The 24,851-nt window shown below is 47.1% G+C and carries 17 protein-coding genes; 16 read left to right on the plus strand and 1 reads right to left on the minus strand.

Translation table 11 applies throughout. The features are described from left to right. The first annotated feature begins 38 nt into the window (after window positions 1-38). From MKY01_RS15180 to MKY01_RS15190, 3 genes are read left to right on the plus strand one after another with little or no spacing between them, the layout of a single operon-like run. Window positions 39-1,724, plus strand: coding sequence for an extracellular solute-binding protein (locus MKY01_RS15180; RefSeq protein ID WP_315371793.1), 1,686 nt, complete (start codon window positions 39-41; stop codon window positions 1,722-1,724). Between the two features lie 57 nt (window positions 1,725-1,781). Beyond that, window positions 1,782-3,539, plus strand: a complete 1,758-nt coding sequence (locus MKY01_RS15185) for a histidine kinase (protein ID WP_315371792.1) — start codon at window positions 1,782-1,784, stop codon at window positions 3,537-3,539. Further along, window positions 3,524-5,149, plus strand: coding sequence for a response regulator (locus tag MKY01_RS15190; protein ID WP_127548518.1), 1,626 nt, complete (start codon window positions 3,524-3,526; stop codon window positions 5,147-5,149). The genes MKY01_RS15185 and MKY01_RS15190 overlap by 16 nt, the downstream gene beginning before the upstream one ends. A 124-nt stretch (window positions 5,150-5,273) precedes the next feature. Here the strand turns inward: MKY01_RS15190 and MKY01_RS15195 are convergent, their stop codons facing one another. After that, on the minus strand, window positions 5,274-6,041 hold the full coding sequence (locus MKY01_RS15195; RefSeq protein ID WP_047842955.1) for a helix-turn-helix domain-containing protein: 768 nt from the start codon (window positions 6,039-6,041) through the stop codon (window positions 5,274-5,276). 274 nt (window positions 6,042-6,315) lie between these two features. On the opposite strand from MKY01_RS15195, the gene MKY01_RS15200 reads away from it, so the two are divergent. The 13 genes from MKY01_RS15200 to MKY01_RS15260 all read left to right on the plus strand — a co-directional run bounded on the left by MKY01_RS15200 (window position 6,316) and on the right by MKY01_RS15260 (window position 24,843). After that, window positions 6,316-7,671, plus strand: a complete 1,356-nt coding sequence (locus MKY01_RS15200) for an extracellular solute-binding protein (RefSeq protein WP_074095065.1) — start codon at window positions 6,316-6,318, stop codon at window positions 7,669-7,671. 105 nt (window positions 7,672-7,776) lie between these two features. After that, on the plus strand, window positions 7,777-10,674 hold the full coding sequence (locus MKY01_RS15205; protein WP_315372264.1) for an extracellular solute-binding protein: 2,898 nt from the start codon (window positions 7,777-7,779) through the stop codon (window positions 10,672-10,674). 19 nt (window positions 10,675-10,693) lie between these two features. Next, the gene (locus MKY01_RS15210; protein ID WP_315372265.1) at window positions 10,694-11,650 is read left to right on the plus strand and encodes a sugar ABC transporter permease; all 957 of its coding nucleotides are present in this window, start codon (window positions 10,694-10,696) and stop codon (window positions 11,648-11,650) included. A 2-nt stretch (window positions 11,651-11,652) separates the two neighbouring features. Continuing rightward, a complete protein-coding gene (locus MKY01_RS15215; RefSeq protein WP_026081082.1) occupies window positions 11,653-12,528 on the plus strand; it encodes a carbohydrate ABC transporter permease in 876 nt (291 codons plus the stop codon). Between the two features lie 15 nt (window positions 12,529-12,543). Then, window positions 12,544-14,007 (plus strand): hypothetical protein, encoded by a 1,464-nt coding sequence (locus MKY01_RS15220; RefSeq protein ID WP_282321437.1) that lies wholly within the window; start codon window positions 12,544-12,546, stop codon window positions 14,005-14,007. After that, window positions 13,991-14,626 carry a YIP1 family protein gene (locus tag MKY01_RS15225; RefSeq protein ID WP_101313763.1) on the plus strand — a complete coding sequence of 212 codons (636 nt, stop codon included), beginning with the start codon at window positions 13,991-13,993 and terminating at the stop codon, window positions 14,624-14,626. The genes MKY01_RS15220 and MKY01_RS15225 overlap by 17 nt, the downstream gene beginning before the upstream one ends. A gap of 17 nt (window positions 14,627-14,643) precedes the next feature. Next, a complete protein-coding gene (locus MKY01_RS15230) occupies window positions 14,644-17,220 on the plus strand; it encodes a DUF5696 domain-containing protein (protein WP_282321434.1) in 2,577 nt (858 codons plus the stop codon). 53 nt (window positions 17,221-17,273) lie between these two features. Continuing rightward, window positions 17,274-18,119 (plus strand): sugar ABC transporter permease, encoded by an 846-nt coding sequence (locus MKY01_RS15235; protein ID WP_082219083.1) that lies wholly within the window; start codon window positions 17,274-17,276, stop codon window positions 18,117-18,119. Window positions 18,120-18,136: 17 nt separating this feature from the next. After that, window positions 18,137-19,084, plus strand: a complete 948-nt coding sequence (locus MKY01_RS15240; protein WP_036615897.1) for a carbohydrate ABC transporter permease — start codon at window positions 18,137-18,139, stop codon at window positions 19,082-19,084. A gap of 58 nt (window positions 19,085-19,142) precedes the next feature. Then, window positions 19,143-19,364 (plus strand): hypothetical protein, encoded by a 222-nt coding sequence (locus tag MKY01_RS15245; protein WP_076253039.1) that lies wholly within the window; start codon window positions 19,143-19,145, stop codon window positions 19,362-19,364. Then, window positions 19,361-21,067, plus strand: a complete 1,707-nt coding sequence (locus MKY01_RS15250) for an RICIN domain-containing protein (protein ID WP_047842959.1) — start codon at window positions 19,361-19,363, stop codon at window positions 21,065-21,067. The genes MKY01_RS15245 and MKY01_RS15250 overlap by 4 nt, the downstream gene beginning before the upstream one ends. 294 nt (window positions 21,068-21,361) lie before the next feature. Further along, window positions 21,362-23,713: a helix-turn-helix domain-containing protein gene (locus MKY01_RS15255; RefSeq protein WP_282321432.1), complete on the plus strand. Its 2,352-nt coding sequence runs from the start codon at window positions 21,362-21,364 to the stop codon at window positions 23,711-23,713. Between the two features lie 275 nt (window positions 23,714-23,988). Further along, on the plus strand, window positions 23,989-24,843 hold the full coding sequence (locus MKY01_RS15260; protein WP_036671100.1) for an ABC transporter permease subunit: 855 nt from the start codon (window positions 23,989-23,991) through the stop codon (window positions 24,841-24,843). Window positions 24,844-24,851: the final 8 nt, after the last annotated feature.

Below are 24,851 nucleotides of genomic sequence, written 5' to 3' on the forward strand. Positions count from 1 at the left end.
GAAGAGAGTTGTTCAAACCGAACTGGGGGCATGTCGTCATGTATAAGAGATGTCTGGACATAACAAGATGGACCTTCATTCTGTTCCTTGCTGTATCCATACCAGCAGGTCATACCGAAGGTAATAGCAAACAACATCATCCGCAGCAAGATGGGCAGCAGATTCAACTTCCCGCTACGTTTGAGAGGTATTCTCCTCCCATCGTGGTCTCTTTTGTCAGGGAAACGGGAGATGACCTTGAGCGCATGATTAGTCAGTTACCTGGTGAGACGATACTGGATAATCGCTGGACTCGTTTGTACGAGAAAGAGCTAGGTATTCAAATTCACTATGACTGGACTGCTAAGGGAGATGTATACAATCAGAAGTTGGGTGTATCCCTTGCTGCAGGACGTTTTCCAGATGTGGTGAAAGTTAATCCATATCAACTTAGACAACTGAGCAACGCTGGAATGATCGAAGATTTAACCCATGTGTACCAAGAGTATGCTTCCCCACTTACAAAGAGTATATTGGAGGCGGAGGGAAGAGGAGCATTTGATGCGGCAACCATTGATGGCAAACTCATGGCTATTCCCGAATCATCTTCCTCCATTGAGACAGCGCAGTACCTGTGGATTAGAAGCGATTGGTTGGAGCAACTGGGGCTACGGCCGCCTGAAACGATAGAAGAGCTTCTCCAGGTTTCGAAAGCGTTTACAGAGGAGGACCCCGACGGGAACGGAGAGCATGATACGTACGGACTTGCGCTAACGAACCATCTATGGGATCCAGTTATGGGAGCTGCAGGGTTCATGTCCGGCTACGGTGCCTACCCTAATATATGGGTTAAAGATGCAGAAGGAAACCTCACTTATGGAGGTATACAGCCTGAAGTTCGGGAGGCTCTGAAAGTACTGCAAACGTTGTATCGTGAAGGCCAACTTGATCCGGATTTTGGTTATAAAAGTGGAAACAAGGCGTTTCGTCTAGTTCAAGATGGAAAAATAGGGATGCTTTACGGCGAACAGTGGACATCCTTTATGCTTCAGAGCACCCGTGATAAAGATACAGGTATAGATGTAGAATGGCAGGCATATCCCATTGTTGCCAAGTCGTACCGGAGCCTGTTCGTACCGCTACGTTCCAACACTGGGCAATACTTTGCTGTAAAAAAGGGATTCTCTAATCCGGAAGTTGTTGTAAAGCTCATGAATCTGCATCTGGACATCAACTGGGGGGATCAGGCACAGTATGAAACATACTACAATGACGACTCCCGAGCTGTGTGGATGCTTTCACCGGTAACTCCTTTTCCCGGTAATAAAAATATAGATGCATACAAACAAATTCGTGATGCCAGAAGTACAGGAGACTTCTCGGCTCTGCAGAATGAAGCTCTCGCCATTCACAAACGCATTGTGGCCTATGAATTGGAAGATGTAGAGAGCGGCTGGGGTTGGAAACAAACCTATGGGCCTTCGGGTGCTTTTAGCATTGCAGATTCTTACGAGAAGAACGGCCAACTTCTCTATGATCAATTCACGGGCGGAATTACGGATACAATGGTTGATCGACAAATTATTCTTCGGGATCTTCAGCTTGAAGCCTATATGAACATTATTCTAGGCAGGTCGATAGATGAGTTTGATCAATTCGTTGAGAACTGGCGCAAGCTGGGGGGAGATCAGATCACATCGGAGGTTAACGCGTGGTTTCGCGCCAGCAAGCCAAAGGAGCGCTAATGTTCACTTTATTCTTACAAGGAACCCACTCAGCCTTTGGCATTGGAGGTGAATGTATTGATCAAGATCCCTGCTAAATCATGGTTTAACAGTATATTTGCGCGATTAATAATCACCTATCTGGTATTTGTACTCCCCCTTATTCTTCTTGGCGTGTATCTGTATCATTGGAGTTATGACAATGCAAGTCAGGAAATATCGTTGTCAACGGAAAGACGGTTGAACCAATATGTGGTGGAATTGAACAGAGAGATAGAATGGATGGAATTACAGCAGTTTGATATCGTTGAGGATCGAAAACTCAATCGTCTGGCCATTCTCTGGGACATGATGGATCAGGTTGAGCGGCGTGATACATTAAATTACCTGACTGAACGACTCGCTTCATTCAAGAACAGCACTGCTTATATCAAAAACGTTCATGTACATATCCCTTCTGTTGGCAAGAGTATATCCGCGATCCAAGGCATCGATGATTTCGATAAAAGTTCTTACCTATATTTCAGTTCAGGCATGCAAGGAAAAGGTACACGTTTCACGGTGAAAGAGGACGCCTTGAACTTAAGTGCTGTCAGATTGACAGGCACGAGAGGAGAACCCCCGCTTTTTGTCATTCAGGTGGAGCTGGATACATACCATTTTCAGAATGAACTCACACGGCTTAATTTGTACCCTGAGAGTTCAACGTTTCTGATTGAGGACAAAACGGGGTATGCCATCACAGATAAACATCAAGCTAGTGTTATTCTCGCGAATTACCGTGAGCACAGTGTAAAGGGTACACTTGATGGCTTTCGGATGAAGGTGGGTGACACCATGTACCATGTTAGTCAGTTGCATATGGACTCCCTGGGCTTATCCGTAGCTACATATCTACCCGAGGCAATTGTTACGAAGCCACTTAGCAAGTTCTATCATTGGGCTTGGCTGTTTGCAATTACATCATTTGTTGCCATCACGGCGTATCTCTATTCAAGTTACAAGTTGATTCATATCCCGTTGCTGTTGTTGGTGAAAAGATTCAAAAAAATGGAGGGAGGCATGCTTGATGTCCCCATTGCGCATAACCGAAAGGATGAATTCGGCTTCCTCTACACCCGTTTCAATCTAATGATTGAAAATCTTCAATCCCTTATCGATCGAGATTTTAAGAAAACATTGATGATGCAGCGGGCCGAGTTGAAACAGCTTCAATCGCAGATTAATCCTCATTTTCTGTACAATAGCTTCTTTATTCTGAATTCACTGGCAAGGACAGGAGAAACCGAACGTATTGAGCAATTCACCAACATGCTCGGAGAGTATTTCAGGTTCATTACGCGGAATGAAACAGATCATGTGAAGTTGAAAGTGGAAGTTGAGCATTCACGGATCTATACAGAGATTCAACAATTACGATTCTCCAGACGAATCAAAGTTGATTTTGGGTCACTACCTGCTGAGATGGAACATATTAAAGTTCCCAGACTCATTATTCAACCTATTATTGAGAATGCCTACGAACACAGCCTTGAAAAGAATACGGACTCCGGTCTTCTAATTATTGGGTTTAATATGGAAGGTTCATATGCCGAGATCACCGTAGAGGATAATGGTAATGAGTTGGAAGAGCAACACATTCAAACTCTTCAACAACGTTTGCATAAGGACGGAGGTACAGACGAAATGACGGCGTTAATAAATATTCATCGACGTCTGGTCCTGACGTATGGAGAAGGAAGTGGGCTTTTTCTATCCAGAAGTGAACTGCAAGGGTTAAAAGTCACAATTCGAATCCAGTGGAAAGAGGGGGAAAACGAATGTATCGACTTTTGATTGTAGATGACGAGGAGATTATTACGGATAGTCTCTATGAAACGTTCGCCAGACATATACCCGAACAGCTTGATGTATGTAAGGCCTACTCTGCAACAGAAGCATTGTCCTGGATGCAACGTTCGAGAATTGACATTGTTCTAACGGACATCCGTATGCCGGGTATGAGTGGGTTGGAACTGACAGAGCGGATTCAAGCCAGTTGGCCGAATTGTCGTGTCATTTTTCTGACAGGACATAGCGATTTTGATTATGCATATCAAGCTTTTCAGATGGCTAATGTGCGTTATTTGCTCAAAACGGAAGGTTATGACAAGGTGATGTCTGTTGTAGAAGATGTGATGGAAGAGATCCGGCAAAGTCACAGCATGGTTGAGTTGTTGGAACATTCTCATAAAGTTAATTCGCAGCTTGCACTGATACAGCAAAAAGAGTATTTACGGAAGTTACTTCAAGACTGTACAGCGGTTATAGATTCTACTATGCATATGCAGGACGAATTATCCAAACGAGATATAAGATTACAGATCAACTCGCCTGTTTATCTCATACTGGGTCGGTTCAATAATCTGCCAGAAAAGGGTTCGGACCTCACACAAGTCCAAGAATCTGTGCGCATTATCGGCTCTTCTCTGATGAATGAACGTACAGTGTGCGCAAGTGTAACGGACCATTATGGGGATACGATCTGGCTGCTTCAGCCGAAGCAGGAGGAAGAGATGACAAATGATAAACTTGTGCGATTTCTAGAAGGTACACTGGAACTGGTACAGGAAGCATGCATGGTCTCACTCGGCGTATCCATTGCTTTTTCATTAAGTAGTCGCAGTTGCAATTGGTCCGAGTTAACCAAACAATATGAACGTCTGAGATTACTCCAGTGGATGAAAATTGGGGATGGTGTATCCATGGTACTCACGGACCATCGTAATGATCTCTCATCTGATGTACCCAAAGAATCCATGCGGATCTCAAACCGGATCGAGATTATGTCAGGATATTTGGAAACGGGACGAATTCAGCCATTTTACGATATATTTGAGGAGCTTGCAGGAGAACTGATGCAACAGGATATTACGATGGAACGTGCCATGGAGACATACTACAATCTGGCCTTATTATTGCATTCAACGATCAATCGTTGGGGTCTTCAACAGAAGATCCCGGATCAAAGAAGCTTGCTGCACTTAGGGGAGTATACATGCATGAAGGATGCAGTACAGTTTCTATATCGTGCTGCCGATGAACTAGTCCGCTACAAAAGATCAAATGAACAGGAACGCGCTAACGTTGTCATTCATTCCTTATGCAGTTACGTCAAGGAGAATCTGGAGAAAGATCTTTCTCTGGTGAGACTGGCAGAACTTCATCATTTTAATCCATCCTATCTGTCGCGATTCTTTAAGCAGGAAATGGGAATAAACGTGTCAGAGTTCATTGACGACTGCCGGATACGGAAAGCTAAAGAATTGCTTCAGAACACAAATCTTATGGTACGTGAGGTCGCACTTCAAGTGGGGTACGAGGCTGCCCATTCATTTACCCGACTTTTTAAGAAAATAACGGGAATGACTCCCCAAGAATACCGGGAATCCCTTTTGGTACGTTAATGGTGAATACTCTGGAATTGACCAAATCCAAACAACCACAAAAAAACGCAGGAAGAAGAATATATCCTGCGTTTTTTTGTGGTTATTATCTAATTGATAAACAAACCGATTCGGCAATCCACCTTTAGGCCGTGTGGATTTTTTGTCTTCTATAAGCATTGGGACTCGATCCGGCATACGCTTTGAACTTTTTATAGAACCAATCAATATCTTTATAGCCTACCTCGATAGCAATCTCATATATTCGCAAATTCGTGGAAGACAACAACTGCTGTGCCTTTTCCATTCGTTGCTGGAGCATATAATCATTGAAAGACATCTTCTCTTCCAGCTTGAACTTCTGTCCCAGGTACGCACAGTTAAAATGAAGCATGTCAGAGATCTTCTTCAGCGTGATTTCATCACTCAGATGATCCCGTACATAGGCCTTGACGATACGAATAACATGACTGGAGTGCATGGGTTTACCGTTCATTTGAACGGGTGTTTTGAAGAACGACGACGTTTTGTGTGCCGGGTCGGTTTCAAGGTGGGATCTAAGTCCATGCAGACTGTTAAGTAAAGAAGAAGGACTAACAGGATACGGGAGATAATCATTTACCTGATACGTCAGGGCTTTGCGTACAAACCTGAAGTGATCTCTTCCACCCATCAGGAGGATAGGTATCTGACTTTTTTTTCGAATGTCATTGCATAACCAGAGCCCCGCGGTATCAAACCTCTCTGTATGTACCATAACAAGGGAAAAGTCTCGTTCTGACAATGCGGTCAAAGCCTCGGCCGATGAGAACACACAATTTGCGATAGTATATTGAGCTTTGCTCCGTAGCAACATCTGTTGCAACTCTCCGCACAAACGACGGCTGAAATCCACAAGTAAAATATCATACATGAAGCAATACCTCACCTTCTGCTGAATTGTAATGCGCTAGATTAACTGAAATTTGACTTAATTTCATTATGGTAATAAAAGAAAGCGCATACAATGTGCATATTTTTGTAGACAGTGCATTTCTTTACCAATTAAAACCTATAATGCACTTTGCTCGTGCAAAATTACGCAAATCTATATTCAGCCCGGGTAAACATCTGTATTTCGGCAGGTTGTTTGCGCTTTCATTTGAACGATACACTGTGATAGCAAACGACAATCAGGGGGGAAGACGATGAGAAAAAACAAGTTCATGCTACTGAGCCTGGTATTTGCGGTCTTGTTGGTAATTGCTGCATGCAGTTCTGCACCTACCGCTCAACCCGAGCCGGAAAAGACAACACCACAGGAGGAACAAAAACCCGCGGAAACCGAGCCAAAGAATGAAAACTCCACGCCAGAAATGGACTTTGACATGGGTGGCAGAACGATCAAGGTTGTTGCTTGGTGGGACATGGAAATACAGGGGAACAACCCGGACAACATTCAACGCCTTGAGAATCTCGAAGCGCTGAAGAAAAAACACAACTTTAATATTGAATATGTTTCCATCGATTTTGGTGAATATCAGGAAAAAGTAGTTGCTTCCCTGATGGCCGGTGAACCGCTTGGCGATCTGGTGAGACTGGGCAAAAACTATGCCATTCCGGCATTGACCAAACAGGATCTGTTATGGCCGGTGGATGATTATATTAAAAACGACAAGGTATTCAATCAGAAAACAACCAAAGAATACATGCAGTATGAAGGCAAAGGTTACGGCTTTACCGAGGACCAGTCCTCGTTTATCAACGGAATTTTCTATAATCGCACACTCATGCAAGAGCTCGGCTTGAAGCCACTTCAGGAGTATGTGGATGCCGATGAATGGAACTGGGATACGTTCATCAGCGTTGCCAAGCAAGCGAACAAAGATCGAAACAATGATGGCAAGCTAGACACTTGGGGACTCGCTCAAACGGGCTTGCTGGAACCGATTCTGTATTCCAACGAGGCTTCTCTGACCAAAGAAGATAAGCAGAACCTGGAAGATCCAAAAACAAAAGAAGCGTTGAACTTCCTGTCCAAACTGGCTACCGAGAAGGTCGGCAGAGCTTCTGAGGGCGGCGATTGGACAGAGCCATCCACGTTCTTCCGTCAAGGCAACACCTTGATGTATTCAGGTGCCATGTACGAAGTTGAAGGTATTATGACGGATATGAAGGACTACGATATTGGTTTTGTACCGTTTCCAAAAGGTCCAAGTGCAACAGCGTATCACTCCGGTGAGTCACGTTACCAAGCTATAACAATTCCAAAAGCGGTAGAGAATCCGGAACAACTGATGTACATCTGGGAGAAAATTAATGAGATCGAATCGATCTATGAGTATCCGGGACAATCCACACTGGAGACACATCTGACCGATGAAGCAGATATCAACAACGCCAGAGAGGTTGCGGAAGGTATGTTGGTTCTCGACCATAACACATTCCCGTCCTTGCCGTTCTGGGATTTTGATGGGGAACTCAAAGAAGGGGTATCCGTATCTACGCTGATCGAGAAATACAAGGCTCCTTTCCAGGCTGCGATTGATGAGGTTTACAAATAAGTATCACGTTACACGGGCAGAACGCACCAGTGAAGGTGCGGTCTGTCCGGGTTAGTCAATCGTTCAGTTCTCTCAACGCTTACAGGAAAGGGGATACATTCAAACATGCGGTCACGTAAGAAAAAGGGACTAATCCTGGTGCTTGTCCTGGCCTTGGTGCTCTCCATATGGACACTATATCCATCGCGGGATCGTAATCCGGGAACGGTACATGCGCTTGAGGACTTTGAGGCGGTATCGGGAACCGAGGATTCATTCAGTTATGAGCATTATCTGACTGCTCATGACAATACGGCCAAACCGGATGAAATTGTACGCATCGAAGGCGAATCTTATGTTCAGGCAGAGGATGGGGAATTTGAGGTTGTGCAAGGGTACGCCGGATTAGACGGAAATGCCGTAATTACGCCGGAAACTGGAACCATTCGCTGGGATGTTCCCGTTCAAGTGAGCGGTTTGTACAACATTCGCATTCACTATTATCCCGTAGAAGGCAAAAGTTCCGGGATCGAACGCAGGCTTGAGCTTAATGGTAAGGTCCCGTTCAGAGGGGCCGATATTCTTCTGTTTGACAGGGTATGGGGGAATCGCGAGGACAACGTCCGGCAGGACGATCGTGGCAACGAGCTTAGACCAAGACAAGTGGAACAGCCCGAATGGCAACTGACTTCCTTCAAGGACAGCGCAGGGTACTTTGAGGAACCGTTTCAGTTTTATTTTGAAAAAGGCAGTCAGAAGTTATCGCTCACTTCATTAAGAGAAAGCATGGCGATCGATTATATTGAGCTATATCAAGAAAGCGAAGTTCCTTCCTATGCAGAGCTGGAGCAAACCTACGCCTCACTTGGCTTGAAACAATCGGCTCCTGTCATGTTGAAAGTTCAGGGGGAGGAAGCTGTTAGCAAATCATCTCCTACACTGGCACCAATCTCGGACCGATCAAGTCCTTCACTCGAGCCTTATAATGTATCGAAAATTCGGATGAACGCCATCGGGGGCATTAACTGGAAACTGCCGGGCGAATGGATTGAATGGGAAATTGACGTGCCTGAAGACGGACTGTATCAACTGGCGCTTAAGGTAAAGCAGGATCAATTGCGTGGCATCTATGCCACCCGCAGTCTGACGATTAACGGCGAAGTTCCGTTTAAGGAAATGAAACGCATTCGATTTAACTACAGCCCGGCCTGGCAAACTCAGGTCTTGGGTGCGGGAGAAGATCAGCCATATCAGTTTCATCTGGAAAAAGGAAAACATCGAATCCGAATGACGGTTACACTTGGCGACATCGCTCCGCTGCTGCGGACCGTGGAATCCAGCGTGCTGGAACTGAATGAGATGTATCGTAAAATATTAATGATCACCTCCAACAGTCCGGACCCACTACGGGATTACCAGCTGGAACGGCGTATTCCAGAGATGACGGAGGTGTTTGAACGACAAGCTGACACCTTGCGTTCCGTTGCAGATTACCTGGAAAAGGCCACGGGTGAGCAAAGTGACAAAGTGGCCGTACTGCACGCTATGGTATTGCAGCTTGAAGATATGGCGGCCAGACCAGAGACGGTTCCCAAACGGCTGGATACGTTCAAAATTAACGTAGGTGGTCTCGGCACATGGATTCTATCGGTACGTGAACAGCCGATTACGTTGGATTACCTTGTTGTATCTCCGCCGGGTGAATCGTTGCCCAAAGCGGAAGCGAGCACCGTCCAGCAGGTGAAGCACGAACTGGGCGCATATGTTGCCTCGTATACCGAAGATTACGACAGCATTGGTAACGTGGAACAAAAAAAGGATGCCATCACCGTATGGATCACAACCGGACGAGATCAGGCCCAAGTACTGAAAGGCATGATCGACGATTCGTTTACCCCGGATACGGATGTATCTGTGCAGTTACGTCTCGTTCCGCCGAATATTTTGCTGCCCGCAACACTCTCGGGGGAAGGACCGGATGTTGCCATGCAGATGGGCGAAGACATTCCGGTGAACTATGCGATGAGGAATGCAACAGCGGATCTGAGCCAGTTCCCCGATTTCGAGGAAATTTCGGGCAGGTTCCGTGAAAGCGGATTGACGCCTTACCGCTACAACGACGGGGTATATGCCCTTCCGGAGCAACAGCATTTTCCAATGCTCTTTTACCGCAAAGATATCCTGAATGAACTGGGCCTCGAACCGCCAAAAACGTGGCAAGACGTATATAACGCCATCGCCGTGCTGCAGAAGCATAACATGGAGTTTTATCTGCCGATAGAGGATACGCTGAACAATGCCAACCTGGTTCCGAATTCAACCTTTGCGATGTTGTTATATCAGAATGACGGAACTTTCTACACCGAAGACCAGAAGAAAAGTGCACTGGATTCGGAGATTTCAATGGACGCGTTCAAGCGCTGGACGCAATTTTATACCAATTACAAGTTTCCGCTCAAAGCCGATTTTCCGAACCGCTTCCGTACCGGGGAAATGCCGATCGGAATTGCTGATTACACCACGTATAACATGCTGACGGTTATGGCTCCGGAAATCCGCAATCTCTGGGACTTTACGATTGTTCCGGGTACACAGCTTCCCGATGGGTCCATACGGCATGAAGTGGCCAGCGCTACGAGCGCGGTGATGATGCTCGAAAATGCTGACAACAAGGAAGCGGCGTGGAAGTTCATGAAGTGGTGGACTGCTGAGAAGACCCAGATTGAATACGGGAGAGAAATGGAAGGTCTTATGGGAGCGGCTGCCCGTTACCCGACGGCCAATATCGAAGCCTTGAAGCAATTGCCTTGGCCTGTGAAGGATTATCAAAATCTCGAGAAGCAATGGGAATGGGTACAGGGAATCCCGCAGCTTCCTGGAGGTTATTTCACGGGACGACATCTGGACAACGCCTTCCGCAAGGTGGTCAATGCAAATGAAAATCCGCGTGAAGCCTTATCGGACTATGTCTTGTACATTGATGATGAAATTGAGTTGAAACGCAAGGAATTTAATCTGAAATAGAGGAAAGGGAGGGTAACGGTTGCAAGCTAAAACTACCAAGACAGCCGCCGCTCCTGCCGTCCATACCCGCCAGGTCGGCTGGTGGTCCCTATTGAAGCGGGATCTGTATCTCAGCAGGCATTATTATGTATTGATGGCACCGTTTATGCTGATTTTTTTCATGTTTACTGTCATTCCGGTCGGCATTTCACTTGGGCTCAGCTTTTTTCACTTCAATATGCTGGAGCTGCCGCGATTTGTCGGCTGGCAGAACTATGCCCGGCTTTTCCTGAACGATGACGTCTTTCTGATCGCGCTCAAAAACACGCTGCTTTTTGCCGTAATTACAGGCCCTCTCAGTTATATTGCCTGCTTTTTGTTTGCGTGGATCATCAATGAGCTGTCTCCTAAAATTCGGGCGGTCATGACGCTGGTTTTCTATGCCCCATCCATATCGGGTAACGTCTTTTTCATCTGGCTGATCATCTTCTCGGGTGACAGCTACGGGTATATGAACGGCTTCCTGATGCGCCTTGGCGTCGTACTGGAACCAATCCAATGGCTCGCAGACGAGAAGTATGTACTGGCAATCGTCATTATTGTACAGCTGTGGCTGAGCCTGGGAACCAGCTTCCTGGCCTTTATTGCAGGACTGCAAACCATTGATCGTTCTCTGGTTGAAGCAGGAACCGTAGACGGGATCAAAAACCGCTGGCAGGAGCTCTGGTACATCACCTTGCCTTCGATGAGACCGCAGCTGATGTTTGGTGCGGTAATGCAGATTACCGCTTCCTTCGCCGTAGCTGAGATCTCCATCGCACTGGCAGGTTTCCCGAGCGTAAACTATGCGGCACACACAGTTGTCACACATCTGATGGACTTCGGAACCATTCGTTTCGAGATGGGCTATGCCTCGGCCATCGCAACGGTTCTGTTTGCCCTGATGCTGGGTACAAACGTTTTCACGCAAAAAATGCTTAGAAAGATAGGTGAATGACGATGACCAGCAAAGTACGTGCCGTGTTTGGCATGCCAAAAAGGCTTAATCGGTCATTTACCGTCAGCCTGATGTTATTTGCATTGCTGGGCGTGTTCGGCTCCTTTATGGTGCTTCCGCTCATCTATGCTGTCAACAATGCATTCAAGCCGCTGGATGAGCTGTTTATTTTCCCGCCGCGCTTCTGGGTGAACAATCCGACAACGGAGAATTTTGCCGATCTGATCAATCTCATGGGTAATTCGTGGGTGCCGTTATCCCGCTATATTGCCAACACATTGCTCATTACGATACTTGGCACAGCGGGGCATATCCTGCTTGCATCTGCAGCAGCTTATCCGCTGGCGAAGTATCGTTTTCCGGGTTCCAAAGTGTTGTTCACCATTGTCATTCTGTCCCTGATGTTCTCGCCGCATGTTACGGCGATTCCGAACTACATGGTCATGTCCTGGCTTGGCTGGATTAACACTCATGCCTCCATAATTGTGCCATCACTTGCGTTCTCGTTGGGACTTTTCCTGATGAAACAGTTCATGGAGCAGATTCCCGATGCTTTGCTGGAGGCAGCCAAAATCGATGGAGCCAATGAATACCGGATATTCTGGAGCATCGTGATGCCCAATGTGAAGCCGGCATGGCTCACGCTCATGATCCTGCAGTTTCCAGCGTTATGGGGAACGGATGGCGGGAGTTTCATCTACAGTGAAAATCTCAAAACGCTACATTATGCGCTCAGTCAGATTGTGCAGGGAGGGATTGCAAGGGCCGGTGTAGGTGCGGCTGTTGCCTTGCTGCTGATGATTGTACCGATCACTCTGTTTATCATCTCTCAGAGCAGTGTTATGCAGACGATGGCCACTTCGGGCATGAAAGAATAGAAAGGAGGCAGCGAGGTGCGGAGAAGCACATGGAAAAAACGTAAATCGATCATCATGGGCATGATCTGCCTCCTGTTGTTCGTTCAAGAGGCGCCCTATGTGAGTGCAGACGGTAAAACGGATGCGTATCATTATTCCTTCTGGGGTGACGCAGTTCCTTCACCCGCGGCATATGAGGCAACAACCATTATCACCGGCAAGAAGCTGAACACAACTCCTATGAAAGAGCCAAGCGACATGCATGTTACCGCCAATCAGCACGTTTTTGTGCTCGATTCGGGCAATGGCCGCATCATTGAGATGGATCGCAACTTCAAGCTGGTACGGACAATTGATTCATTTGAGCAGGAAGGCAAGAAAGATCATTTTAAAAATCCACAGGGATTGTACGTCACGGAAAAAGGCCATCTGCTGGTCGCTGATTCGGATAATCACCGGGTGGTGCATCTGGATGAACAGGGGAAGCTGGTCAAGATCGTGTCTGAACCAAAATCGGATCTGTTAAAAGCAGACTTCCAGTTTAAACCGATGCGGATTGTTATGGACAAGGGGGAGCGTATCTACGTCATGGCCGAAGGCGTATTTGATGGATTCATGGAGTTCAGCGCCGATGGTACGTTCTCTTCCTTCATTGGAGCGAACAGAGTTCAGGTGGACCCGGTGGAGTATCTGTGGAAACGGTTTGCAACACGGGAGCAGCGGAGCCAGATGGTGATGTTCACTCCAACGGAATTTACCAATCTGGATATGGATGAAGAGGGCTTCATCTACGCCACTAGCGGGGATCGCGGAAAAGATCCGGTCAAGAAGCTGAATGCCCAGGGTACAGACATTTTGCGCAGAGAAGGCTATCAGACTCCGCAGGGTGATTTGCTGTATACCCAGGAAGCAGGGCCATCCCGCCTGATTGATGTGGATGTGGGTGACAGTGACATGTATTCCGTACTGGATTCCAGCAAGGGCCGAATCTTTACCTACAATGGAGACGGATATCTGCTCCATATTTATGGGGGCATCGGGAACCGGCTGGGCCAATTTAATACACCTGTTGCCCTGGAACGTGCGGGAGACCGGATGTTAGTTCTGGATAAAGCGCTGGGTGAAATCACCGTCTTTCAAACAACTGAATACGGACGTACACTCCACGAAGCGGTGCGTAGCTACTATAACGGTGATGAAGATCAATCTTCGGTGCTGTTTGCCCAAGCTGCCGAGATGAACGCTAACTTGGAATATGCGTATGCGGGAATTGGCAAAGCATTGCTTCGTCAGAAGGAATACGCCGAGTCTGCGAAATATTTCAAGCGCAGCATGGAGCCCAAAGGGTATTCCAAAGCTTTTCTTTTGTACCGCAAAGAGCTGATGCGTGAGCATTTTTCATGGATGATGTCCGGTATATTCCTGGCTGTCGCTGCGATTGTCACCGTCATCATCGTTCGCAGGCAGAAAAGGAGGACTACGAATGCAGGCATCAAGTAAGCAACTATACCAGTACCCGCTGCATCTGATTTTTCATCCGTTTGACGGATACTGGGAACTGAAATATGAACGGAACCAGAGAAACTCACTGCTGATTGCTTTCATGATCCTGGTGCTTCTGGTCATCACCAAAATTTTGCATGCCCAGTACAGCGGTTTTCTCATTAATCTCAGTAATCCAAAGTACCTGAACAGTCTGCTCGAAATGTTATATGTCATTGTACCGGTACTGTTTTGGTGTGTGGCGAACTGGTCGTTAACCACATTGATGGACGGGGAAGGCAAGTTCTCCGAGATTTTCATGTCAACGTGTTTTGCACTGGTACCGTTGTTACTCATTCATTTTCCATGGATCTGGCTGAGTCTTGTGATCTCTGCGCAGGAAACTGCCTTTTATTATTTCTCCAATGCACTCGCCGTTGCGTGGACGGTATATCTGTTATTTGTGGGGAATATGACGGTTCATCAGTACACACCAGCCAAAACGGTGCTCACGATGCTGCTGACACTTGTAGCGATGGCGTTTATGGCATTTCTATGCCTGTTATTCTTCAGTCTTGTACAGCAGATTGTATCGTTTGTTGTAACCATCTATCAGGAATTAGTGCTTCGGGGCTAAGGGAGGAGGAAATTGTTATGAATTATACCGTAGCCAAAAAAATAACAGGAATGCTGCTCGCGGGCAGTCTGCTTCTGGGCGGTTGTCAATTCTCGCCAACACCGCTCGCTCACGAGACAGTGACTGCCGCAGATTCGACGGACTTTCCCTCCCTGCCTCCCGGAGAGAAACTGAAATCATCGTTCAGCGATGTCCGCCTTCCCGGCATGGTAGGCATTGCGCAGAATGCTGCGCTGCAATTGTTCATTAACGAAGAGACTGCCGAGATTGCAGTGATTCACACGCAGAGCGGCCAGATCTGGCGCAGCAATCCTGCAGATCGTGAGCAGGATGGGGTTGCAGCCGGGATAAACAAAGACCTATTGTCATCACAAACGAAGCTCAGCTTTTTCAACAGCCTCGGACAGAGCAGCACCGTGAATTCCTTCACGGATAGTGTTGCACACAAGCAAATAAGATACGAGGTGCTGCCAAGCGGCGTGCGGGTCCACTACCAGTTTGGAAGCACTGAGCGATCCATAGAAGACTTGCCGATGAAGATCAGCAAGGAGCGATTTGAACAAAGGCTGCTTGCACAGCTAGACAAGGCCGGGCAACGGGCCTTGAAGGTCGGCTATGCGGAAGACAAGGATGAAGGCGCTTACGTCCGGATTGATAAGGCGATGCAAGGATTGCAATTGTCCCGGGCCTTGAAGGCTTTTGACACAGCCGGTTACACATCGGAGGATCTGGCTCAGGATCATGCCGAGTTTGGCATTGAAGAGGAACGAAGTGGACCACGGCTGTTTATGCTTACGATGGAATACGAGCTGGATGGAGAGGATCTGCTCGTACGTGTTCCGTCCTCAGGCATTCATTTTCCGGAGGAGTATCCGATCAACAGCATATCTGTAATGGATTATTTCGGAGCTGGGGGTTCAGAAGAAGAGGGCTCCATACTGGTGCCGGACGGTTCGGGAGCGCTGATCCATTTTAACAATGGCAAGCTGCAGTATCCTGCCTATCAACAAGATATATACGGACCGGATATGACCATGAAACTACGGGAAGCAAGTTCGAATGAAGCCAGAGCCAGGTTGCCGGTATTTGGACTGATTCGGAAAGAGGGAGCATTCCTGGGCATTATTGAAGAAGGGGATGCCGTTGCAGTTGTGAATGCCGATATCAGCGGCAAACTGAACAGTTACAACAACGTATATCCAAGCTTCTATGTAGTGAACAAGAGTGATGTGACGCTTCAGGCAAGTGATATGGTTCGTACACTTCCGAAATTCCAGAAGAAACCGACCGCGTCTGATTTCGTCGTTCGATATGCTTTTGTGGGGGCGGATAAAGCCTCGTACTCGGGGCTTGCATCACTCTATCGGGATTATCTAATGCAAAACGGCGGACTTCCCGAGTTAAACGCCAGCAAGGAGCAGAGTAACGTTCCCTTTTATCTGCAACTGTTCGGCGGCATGACAACAAGGCAGCATATGCTGGGCATACCGTATGACTCAACGGAGGCTTTGACCACGTTTGATGAAGCCAAAAACATTCTCTCCGCCTTGACAGAGAAGAAGGTATCCAATATTCAGGTGCGCTATGCGGGATGGCTTAACGGCGGACTTCATCATCGACTGCCGGATTCCATCCAAGTAGATGGCGCGGTAGGCGGGAAAAAGGGATTGCGGGATTTCAGCGCATACACACAAGAAGCGGGCATCGGCTTCTATCCCGATATCGCTCTGCTGAATGTGCAATCCAAAAAAGGGTTTAAACCGTCCAAGGAAGCTTCACGCACATTAACTCAGGAACCGGCGGTCTTGTATCCGATGAACCAGGCCATCCAGCGGCGGGACCGGGATCGTTCACCATCCTATGTGCTTTCGCCCAACATGCTGGAGGACGTGACGGCAGACATGTTAGATGAGCTGAGGTCCCTTCAAAAGGATGGACTCTCACTAAGCCTGAATGATCTGGCAGCTCAGTTAAACAGCGATATGAATCCGAAAAAGCTGGTGGACCGAACACAAGTGCTTGGCTCCGTAAAGAAGGCACTTGAACAAATCGGGCAGCAGGCTGGCTCGCTTGTTGCTGAAGGCGGGAACGCTTATGCCCTGCCGTATGTAACTGGTCTGACAGATGCGCCGATGACCAGCAGTCGTTTCAAGCTGGAGGATGAAGAGATTCCGTTCTATCAGCTCGTTGTACACGGCAGCATCGGTTATACGGGGACGCCATACAATCTCTCCACATATACCAATGCAAGGCAATATGTGCTGAAGCTGATTGAATATGGAGCGAGTCCTTACTTTGCATGGTTCAATGCGCCAAACCATGTTGTGAAAGAAACGGATTATGATGATCTCTACGCGGCGAATTATGAACAATGGATCGATCTGGCTGCCGAGATCTACAACGAGGTGAACCAGGTGAACCAACCGTTTGCCGGACGTTCCATGATGTCCCATGAATCCCTGGAGGAGGGCGTCTTCCGGACAACATATGAAGGTGGCGGGTTCGTAATTGTCAATTATAACGACTTCCCTGTAGAAGTTGACAACGATACAGTGGAAGCCCAAAGCTATGTGACTGGTGGTGAGCAGCTCTGAAGACGCTCCTGAAATGGAAATGGGGAAGTCGTACGTATGCTCAGCAGAAAGCCATGTGGGGCGTAATCTACGTGCTTCCCTGGCTCATTGGTTTTGTGTTGTTTTTCTTCATTCCGCTGTTAGCCTCTCTGCGATACAGCATGAGTACAATTCAGGCTAACGCGGAAGGCATAGCAATTCAGTTCAACGGTGTTGCCAATTACATTCAGGCGCTGACCGTCAATACAAGCTTTAACCGTGCGTTAATTGAGGCGATCACAGACGTGCTCATCAACGTACCGCTTATCGTTATATTCAGTCTGTTCCTTGCCGTCATCCTGAATCAGAAGTTCAGGGGCCGGGCTGTTGCGCGGTCGATCTTTTTCCTGCCCGTTATTCTGGCATCGGGAGTGATTATGACACTGGAGAGCACCAGCCTGATTGAAGCGGTTAATCAGAGTAGCACAGGTGGAAGCTCACTCGGGACATTTGAACTCGAAAATCTGATGGTTAACGCCGGAGTGAGCGATTGGATCGTTACGTATCTGAGTAGCGCCGTAGATCGGATCTATCAGATCGTCAGTCAATCCGGTGTACAGATTTTGATCTTTTTGGCAGGGATCCAGACGATTTCCCCTCAACTGTATGAGGCTTCGAAGATGGAAGGGGCAACGGGTTATGAAGCCTTTTGGAAAATTACGTTCCCAATGGTCAGCCCGCTTATTTTTGTCAATGCGATCTATACAATCATTGATTCGTTTGCCAATAACGCCATGACGGAACTGATCCGGGATACCGGCTTCGTCAAATTTGACTTTGGATTAAGTTCTGCCATGGCATGGGTCTACTTTCTGGCCATTGCCATCATTCTGGTTATCGTAAACATCATTTTCTCGAAGCGAGTCTTCTATCAAGATTAGAAAGGAGGGTGTCCCACGTGACAACATCACGATTATTATCGCTGGAGCATTGGAAAGGCTGGCTGTGGGCCATGATCCGATTCGTTCTGATTACCGGGCTTTCCTTCGTTATCCTGTTTCCCATATTTCAGAAGGTTTCCACATCCATCAAAGCTAAAGGTGATCTGTATTCGGCAGTGGTGGTGTGGATTCCACAGAACTTCTCCATCGACAATTTCAAAGAGGCGATACGCGTAATGGATTACTGGGCAACGCTGTTTAATACGTTTGCCCTGTCTGCAACGACTACACTGCTGACCACAGCATCCTGTGCACTTGCAGGATACGGATTCGCCAGACTGAAATTCAGGGGAAGCAACTGGCTGTTTGCTGGTGTAATTCTGACGATTCTTGTACCGCCAACGACCATTCTCATTCCGGTATACCTGAATCTGAAAAGCTTTGATCTCATGGGGCTTATGACGCTTATAGCCGGCAAACCTGTTAATTTGCTTAATACCTATTGGCCGTTTATTCTGACGGCGATTACGGCCAATTCACTTAAGGCCGGTTTGTACATCTTTATCTTCCGGCAATTCTTCAGAGGTATTCCGAAGGAAGTGGAGGAGGCGGCCTATGTGGACGGCGCGGGCATCGGACGAACATTTTCAAGAATCATGCTGCCCAATGCCATTCCGTCCATGGTAACAGTCATGCTGTTTTCCTTCGTATGGCAGTGGAACGACAGCTTTTATACGACGACTTATCTGACTTCAAGTAAAGTCATGTCGACTCAGTTATCGTCCCTTCCGTATAATCTGGCCCAGCAGGTTACTGACGGTGCAGCTTCCCAGGCCGATCCGTTCTATTTGAGCATGATCCAAGATACAGGAATTCTTCTTGCCATTCTGCCTTTGATCATCATCTATTTGTTTGTGCAACGATATTTCGTAGAGAGTGTAGAGCGTACGGGAATCGTCGGTTAAGTTAAGTTCTTCTGTACGTTAGGAGTGGGATCAGACTGGAAGAGGGAGGAGGAACTTCATGCAACATTCCATCTGTGAAAAGGGGGCATGTAACGATCTCATGAACGTCTGCTCACAGCAGAACCGGGATCCTTCCCTGCGCAGGATCCCCCTGCTGGTGTGGAACGGGCTGCGGGAGCGGGCGCCGACCCTGAGCGATCTGTTTGATCAGAGATACTCTGACGGAACTTACCTCGCATTATTGCAAGGCAATATATCAGATCAGGAGGAATTAAAGTGAAGAAGTTCATGACATCTTGTAAACTTGTACTCATTCTGGCTTTATTGATCACAATTGCTCCATGGGGAGGCAGCCGTGCCGAAGCATGGGTGGGCATGCCGATGGGCAAGCTGCACGTAAACGGCAAAAACCTGGTGAACAGCAACAACCAGCCTGTGTTACTGAACGGTTGGCATCAACCCTCAGGTGCCTACTGGACATATCAGGACAGCAATTATTATCTCAATCTGCACGGCAATAACCGTCATGCAGCTACACTGGCTTATCTGAAAGACATTACCGATACTTTTGCTGACACCAGCGCGAAGTACGGAAGCAATCATGGCTGGAATATGAATCAGGTGCGTCTGTTCATCGATCGTCAGGACATGGGAGATGTGGCTGCTGGTACATATAACTTTGCCGGTGTGCAGACCGTTACGCAAAATGTAATTATTCCGTACATTCAATATGCCAAAACAAAAGGTGTCTATGTTGTCCTGGGACTGGACTTCACACTGAAGGATGATCAGGCAACAACACCTGCCAACCTGCAAAAATTCAACGAAATCTGGGGTTATCTCGCTTCACGCCCGGAGATCAAAAGTGCAGACAACGTTCACTTCGAACTGATCAACGAACCGGTGAAATCCTATGCCAATGGACATTGGGGTGGATACAACGGGGAAAATGACTTCGTGGATCACTGGAATGACTTGCGTAATTTCCAAAATTCCATGATTTCAACAATTCGTAGCAAAGGTGCGGACAACGTCATCTGGGCGGCAGGTCTGGGATACAACCAATTTTACAGCTTGACGGCAAGCCATCCATTGACTGATCCGCTCAATAACTATGGATATGCGGTTCACTGGTACCCTGGTTATGGCGCATATGACAACTTCTCTATCCTGCAAGACCAGTGGAATACCAACGTGAAGGCAGCTGCTGACAAATATCCGATTAATATTACCGAGGTAACCTGGTTCAAAAACAAACCTGGCGATTCGGCCTATTGGAACTTGTTTAATGGTAGCAATGAAGGTTTTGGCACCAATACCAAAACGATTTTCAACGCATCAGGTAATGTCAGCATTGCAGCTCATATGAACGGATTCATTCTAAGTGAAGGACCACGAAGCTCCTTTGCCGACCCAACGGCTGGACTGAAATGGGATGGAGATGCTTCACGGAGTGCCATGGGACGATTCCTGTTCAACTGGTACCATGAACGTGCTCAGACTTACCCGGGCAGTGGACAAGGCGGCGGACCGACAACGGGTCTTGTATCCGGTGCAACTTATAAAATCGTAGCCCGGCATTCCAACAAAGTTGTTGATGTTCCTGGTGGTCAAAATGAAAATAATCTTCAGCTCCAGCAGTGGAGTGATCTGGGCGGTAACCCTCAGAAGTGGGTTCTGACCTCGATCGGCAGCGGCAACTATACACTGACAAGTGTGAACTCACCGGACAAAGTCATCGATATTCGCAACGGTACCCTCACCAATGGGGAAGCGGTTCAACTCATGAGCAATCTGAACACAACCGCTCAGCATTTTAAGGTCAACGATCTTGGTAACGGGTACTGGAGTATCATCAACGTGAACAGCAATAAAGCGATTGAAGTGGCAAACGCTTCCACTTCGGATGGAGCCTTGCTGCAGCAGAACACCTACACAGGTGCTACAAACCAACAATGGAAATTTGTTGCCGTTAGCAATTAATAAGCACAATATTAAACAAAAACCTCCTCAAGTCATTCCATGTCTTGGGGAGGTTTTTTGCGTTTATTTTTGATACTTTGTGATGGATGTCATGCGAAGGTAAAATACAACTATATTTGTGCGCTAACCCGCAGACCAACAATTATTTTCATGCAAGCATTGTACGCTACAGTATGTAAATGTACCATAAGGAAGAAGTTGTACCTTCACCAGGAAGAAATGCCCGGTGTATCATTGAACAGCTACCTTAACACAGAGAAATGTAAGCGCTCGATAAAAAAAGGGAGGGTACATATGCAGCTCCTATGGTCCAAATTTTCACCCGTGTTCCGCCGATTCCTCATTTCGTATCTTGTCATTCTGATGATTCCTCAAATTGCGGGATATGCCTCTTACCGAGCTTCTATTGAAGCGGCCCGTTCCAGTTCCATTGAAAACAGCTTGAAGTCGCTGAGTCTCGGGAAAGAGATCATTGAGCGTAACCTTCTTCAAGTTGAAGCCTTTACCAGGCAGCTTGCCGTCAATCCCGATTTGCAAAATTTAATTGCTGGCCCAAAGCCGCATGATCTCTACAATGTCTACGGTATGAACCGTATGCAGCGGAGCCTCTCCATGTACAGCAGTACCAATGATTACTTGTCCCATTTCTTCATTCACATTCCGAACTACAATGCCATCATCACACCAAGAACTGTGTATTATCGTCCAGAGCATTATTATGCTGCCAATCAGCTGGACGGTATGTCGTTTGAACAATGGCATGACCAAATTCTCAAACAACCACACTTTAATGAAATCATACCGCTTCGAAACTATAAACGTGAAATACTCGGCACTGTGCTTGCAGACGTTCCTGCCATAACGTTTCTGCAATCTCTGCCTTTGAACAGCTTCAACAAACCGCAAGCGACGATTGGTGTCATGATTGATCAGGATCAGATGGCCAGCCTTACTCAAAATATTGTGGATCAATATGGCGGCTGGACTCTCGTCACTGATGCGGAAGGACAGATCATTTTCTCCCATGGCATTGAACAAGCCGAAGCCGAGCAAATGGCACAGAGTCACCAGAGAGAAGGTAACACTGCGGAAACGGAGCTGAACGTGCAGAATGTACAGCCTGGAAGTGATGGTCGGCTGCTGATATCGATGCAGTCCAGTCAAAATGGATGGAATTACATGGCAGGGATTCCGGAGAAAGCACTCATGACAAAAGCGGACCAAATCAAACAAGTCACGCTGGTCTTTACTTTGGCAACCATTGCCTTGGGACTGTTATTCGGGCTGGTTCTGGCCTATCGGAATAGTGCACCCGTTTACAGATTGTTGGCCTCTTTTAGGGAACAAATCACCGATTCCCCAGGCAGACGGGGCAATGAATATGATTTTTTGGCAAGCCATATTAACAATCTCATTGCTAATAATGACTCACTTAAAAACGCCATGAATGAGCAGATTCCGTTATTGAGAGACGGTTTTATCAAACGTTTGTTAACGGGAGAAGTCTATACCTCACTTGAGTTGGAGGTTATCTCATCCCAGGCGCACATTTCTCTTCATAGCAACAAGGGCTTGGCAGGCTTAGTGAAGGTAAACGGATATGCCAATCCGGACAGTGAAGAAACGATCCATGAACTGGGTGTGGCAAGGCTGCTCATCAAACAGGTACTTACAGAGTGGAATGCGCAGCTGCTGATCACGGATTGGGGAACAGACCAGATCGCTTTTGCCTGTCCATTGGATGAGAACTCACTGAATGAAGCTATAGGGAGATGTGAAAAAGAGCTGGACACCTTGATGGAAGTGATCTACCGGGAGCATCGGATATCCACAACAATTGGCACAGGTGCAGCTTACGAGGTCTGGAATGATGCAGGGCGTTCCTTTGACGAAGCCAAACAAGCTCTGGATTATGCCATTCATATGGGAACAGATCATCTGGTGAGATTTGAAGATACGATGAAGGAAAATGAAATGTTCTATTATCCGATTGAGTCTGAACAGCGCCTGCTGAACACAATCAAAGTCGGGGAGCCTGAAGAGGCGGTACGTATTCTGGAGCAATTGTTTCTTCGTAATTTAGAGGAGCGGGAACTGTCCTACGAGATGACACAGCAGTTCATCATGGAGCTGAAGGGGACTTTTCTGAAGCTGGACGAACCCAAATTCAAGTTGGATGCCTCCCTGCTGGAGGAATATAAAACCCGGGTGACATCCATTCAGATGACAGAAACGATTACTTCGCTGCGTGCAAAGTTCAAACGGTTAACGGAAGACATCTGCGGTGATTTCCAGAGAAGAAGAGCAGGAGCACATGCGGATACTGTAAGCGAAATGATTTGTTTTATCCAACAACATTATGGGGATGCAAACTTGACGATCTATCGGATTGCCGAGCACATGAGCAAGTCCGAGAAGTTTATATCCCAACTATTCAAAGAACATACGGGAGAGAATCTTTCCGATTATGTAGAACGGGTACGCATCGATGCTGCCTCGAACTTGTTGCACTCCACCGGTCAGACCATTGACGAGATAGCGGAGGCCACCGGGTATAATAGTGCACATTCATTCCGCCGAGCTTTCAAGCGGGTACGCGGCATTTCTCCGAGTGTGTTTCGGAAAATGGACGTTCATAGCGGTTAATGTAGGCTGTTTCACAGGAAATATATTCGCTTTTTGTACTTTCTCAGCGTAACTGTACCTTTACGCATCCCCAGCGCAATCTTATGATTACTCAAAAAGTAAGCGCTACCAAGTTGGGCTGAAGTTCAGCACGATTTGGAGCCAAGAATGGGGGGATGATTCTGAGAACCACAATGACCAGTGAATCAAAGTCCGTGGAGAAACCAAGTAAACCGTTTGCCTTGAAGCAAGCATTATCCAGAAGTTGGAGGCGACATTGGCAGTTATATCTGCTGATCCTGCCACCGATTGCTTACTTTATTATTTTCAAGTATGTACCCATGGTGAATGCGGTCCTAGCATTTAAAGATTACAACGTCATCAAGGGGATCTGGGGCAGTCCGTGGGCCGGAACCAAGTATTTCGAATTACTTTTCAAAAATCCGGCGTTTGTCATGCTGATCAAGAACACACTCTACATTTCGTTTTACAGCCTGATCGTTGGTTTCCCGATTCCTATATTACTGGCGCTCGCGCTGAACGAAATCAAAAACATACGATTCAAAAAAACAGTACAAATGGTGACGTATGCTCCATATTTCATCTCTACCGTTGTTATGGTCTCCATCATTATGCTCTTTCTGTCTCCTAGGCTGGGTATTGTCAACACGATTGCAGGCGCCCTTGGTTTCGAAGCAGTGAATTTTCTCGGTGAGCCTGGACTGTTTCGATCCATCTACGTATTCTCCGATGTGTGGCAGGGAATGGGGTACTCCGCTGTGATATATCTGGCTGCTCTGGCAGGTGTTGATCCATCCCTGTATGAAGCCGCCAAAGTGGACGGAGCCAACCGAATACAGAAAATCATCAATGTTGATCTGCCTGGACTACTTCCGGCAGCCGTCATCATTCTGATCCTGAGTGTAGGGAATATCATGGCTGTTGGGTTCGAAAAAATATATTTGCTGCAAAATCCGCTCAACCTGTCTGCTTCGGAGATCATCTCCACGTATGTCTATAAAATAGGATTGCTGAATGCCAATTACAGCTTCGCTACTGCGGTTGGCCTGTTCAACTCGGTGATTAACCTGATTCTGCTATTAATTGTAAACGCGGTTGCCAAGCGACTGTCCAATACAAGTTTATGGTAACGGGAGCG

It is taken from the genome of Paenibacillus sp. FSL R5-0486 (assembly GCF_037975155.1).
GTDB classification, from domain to species: domain Bacteria; phylum Bacillota; class Bacilli; order Paenibacillales; family Paenibacillaceae; genus Paenibacillus; species Paenibacillus amylolyticus.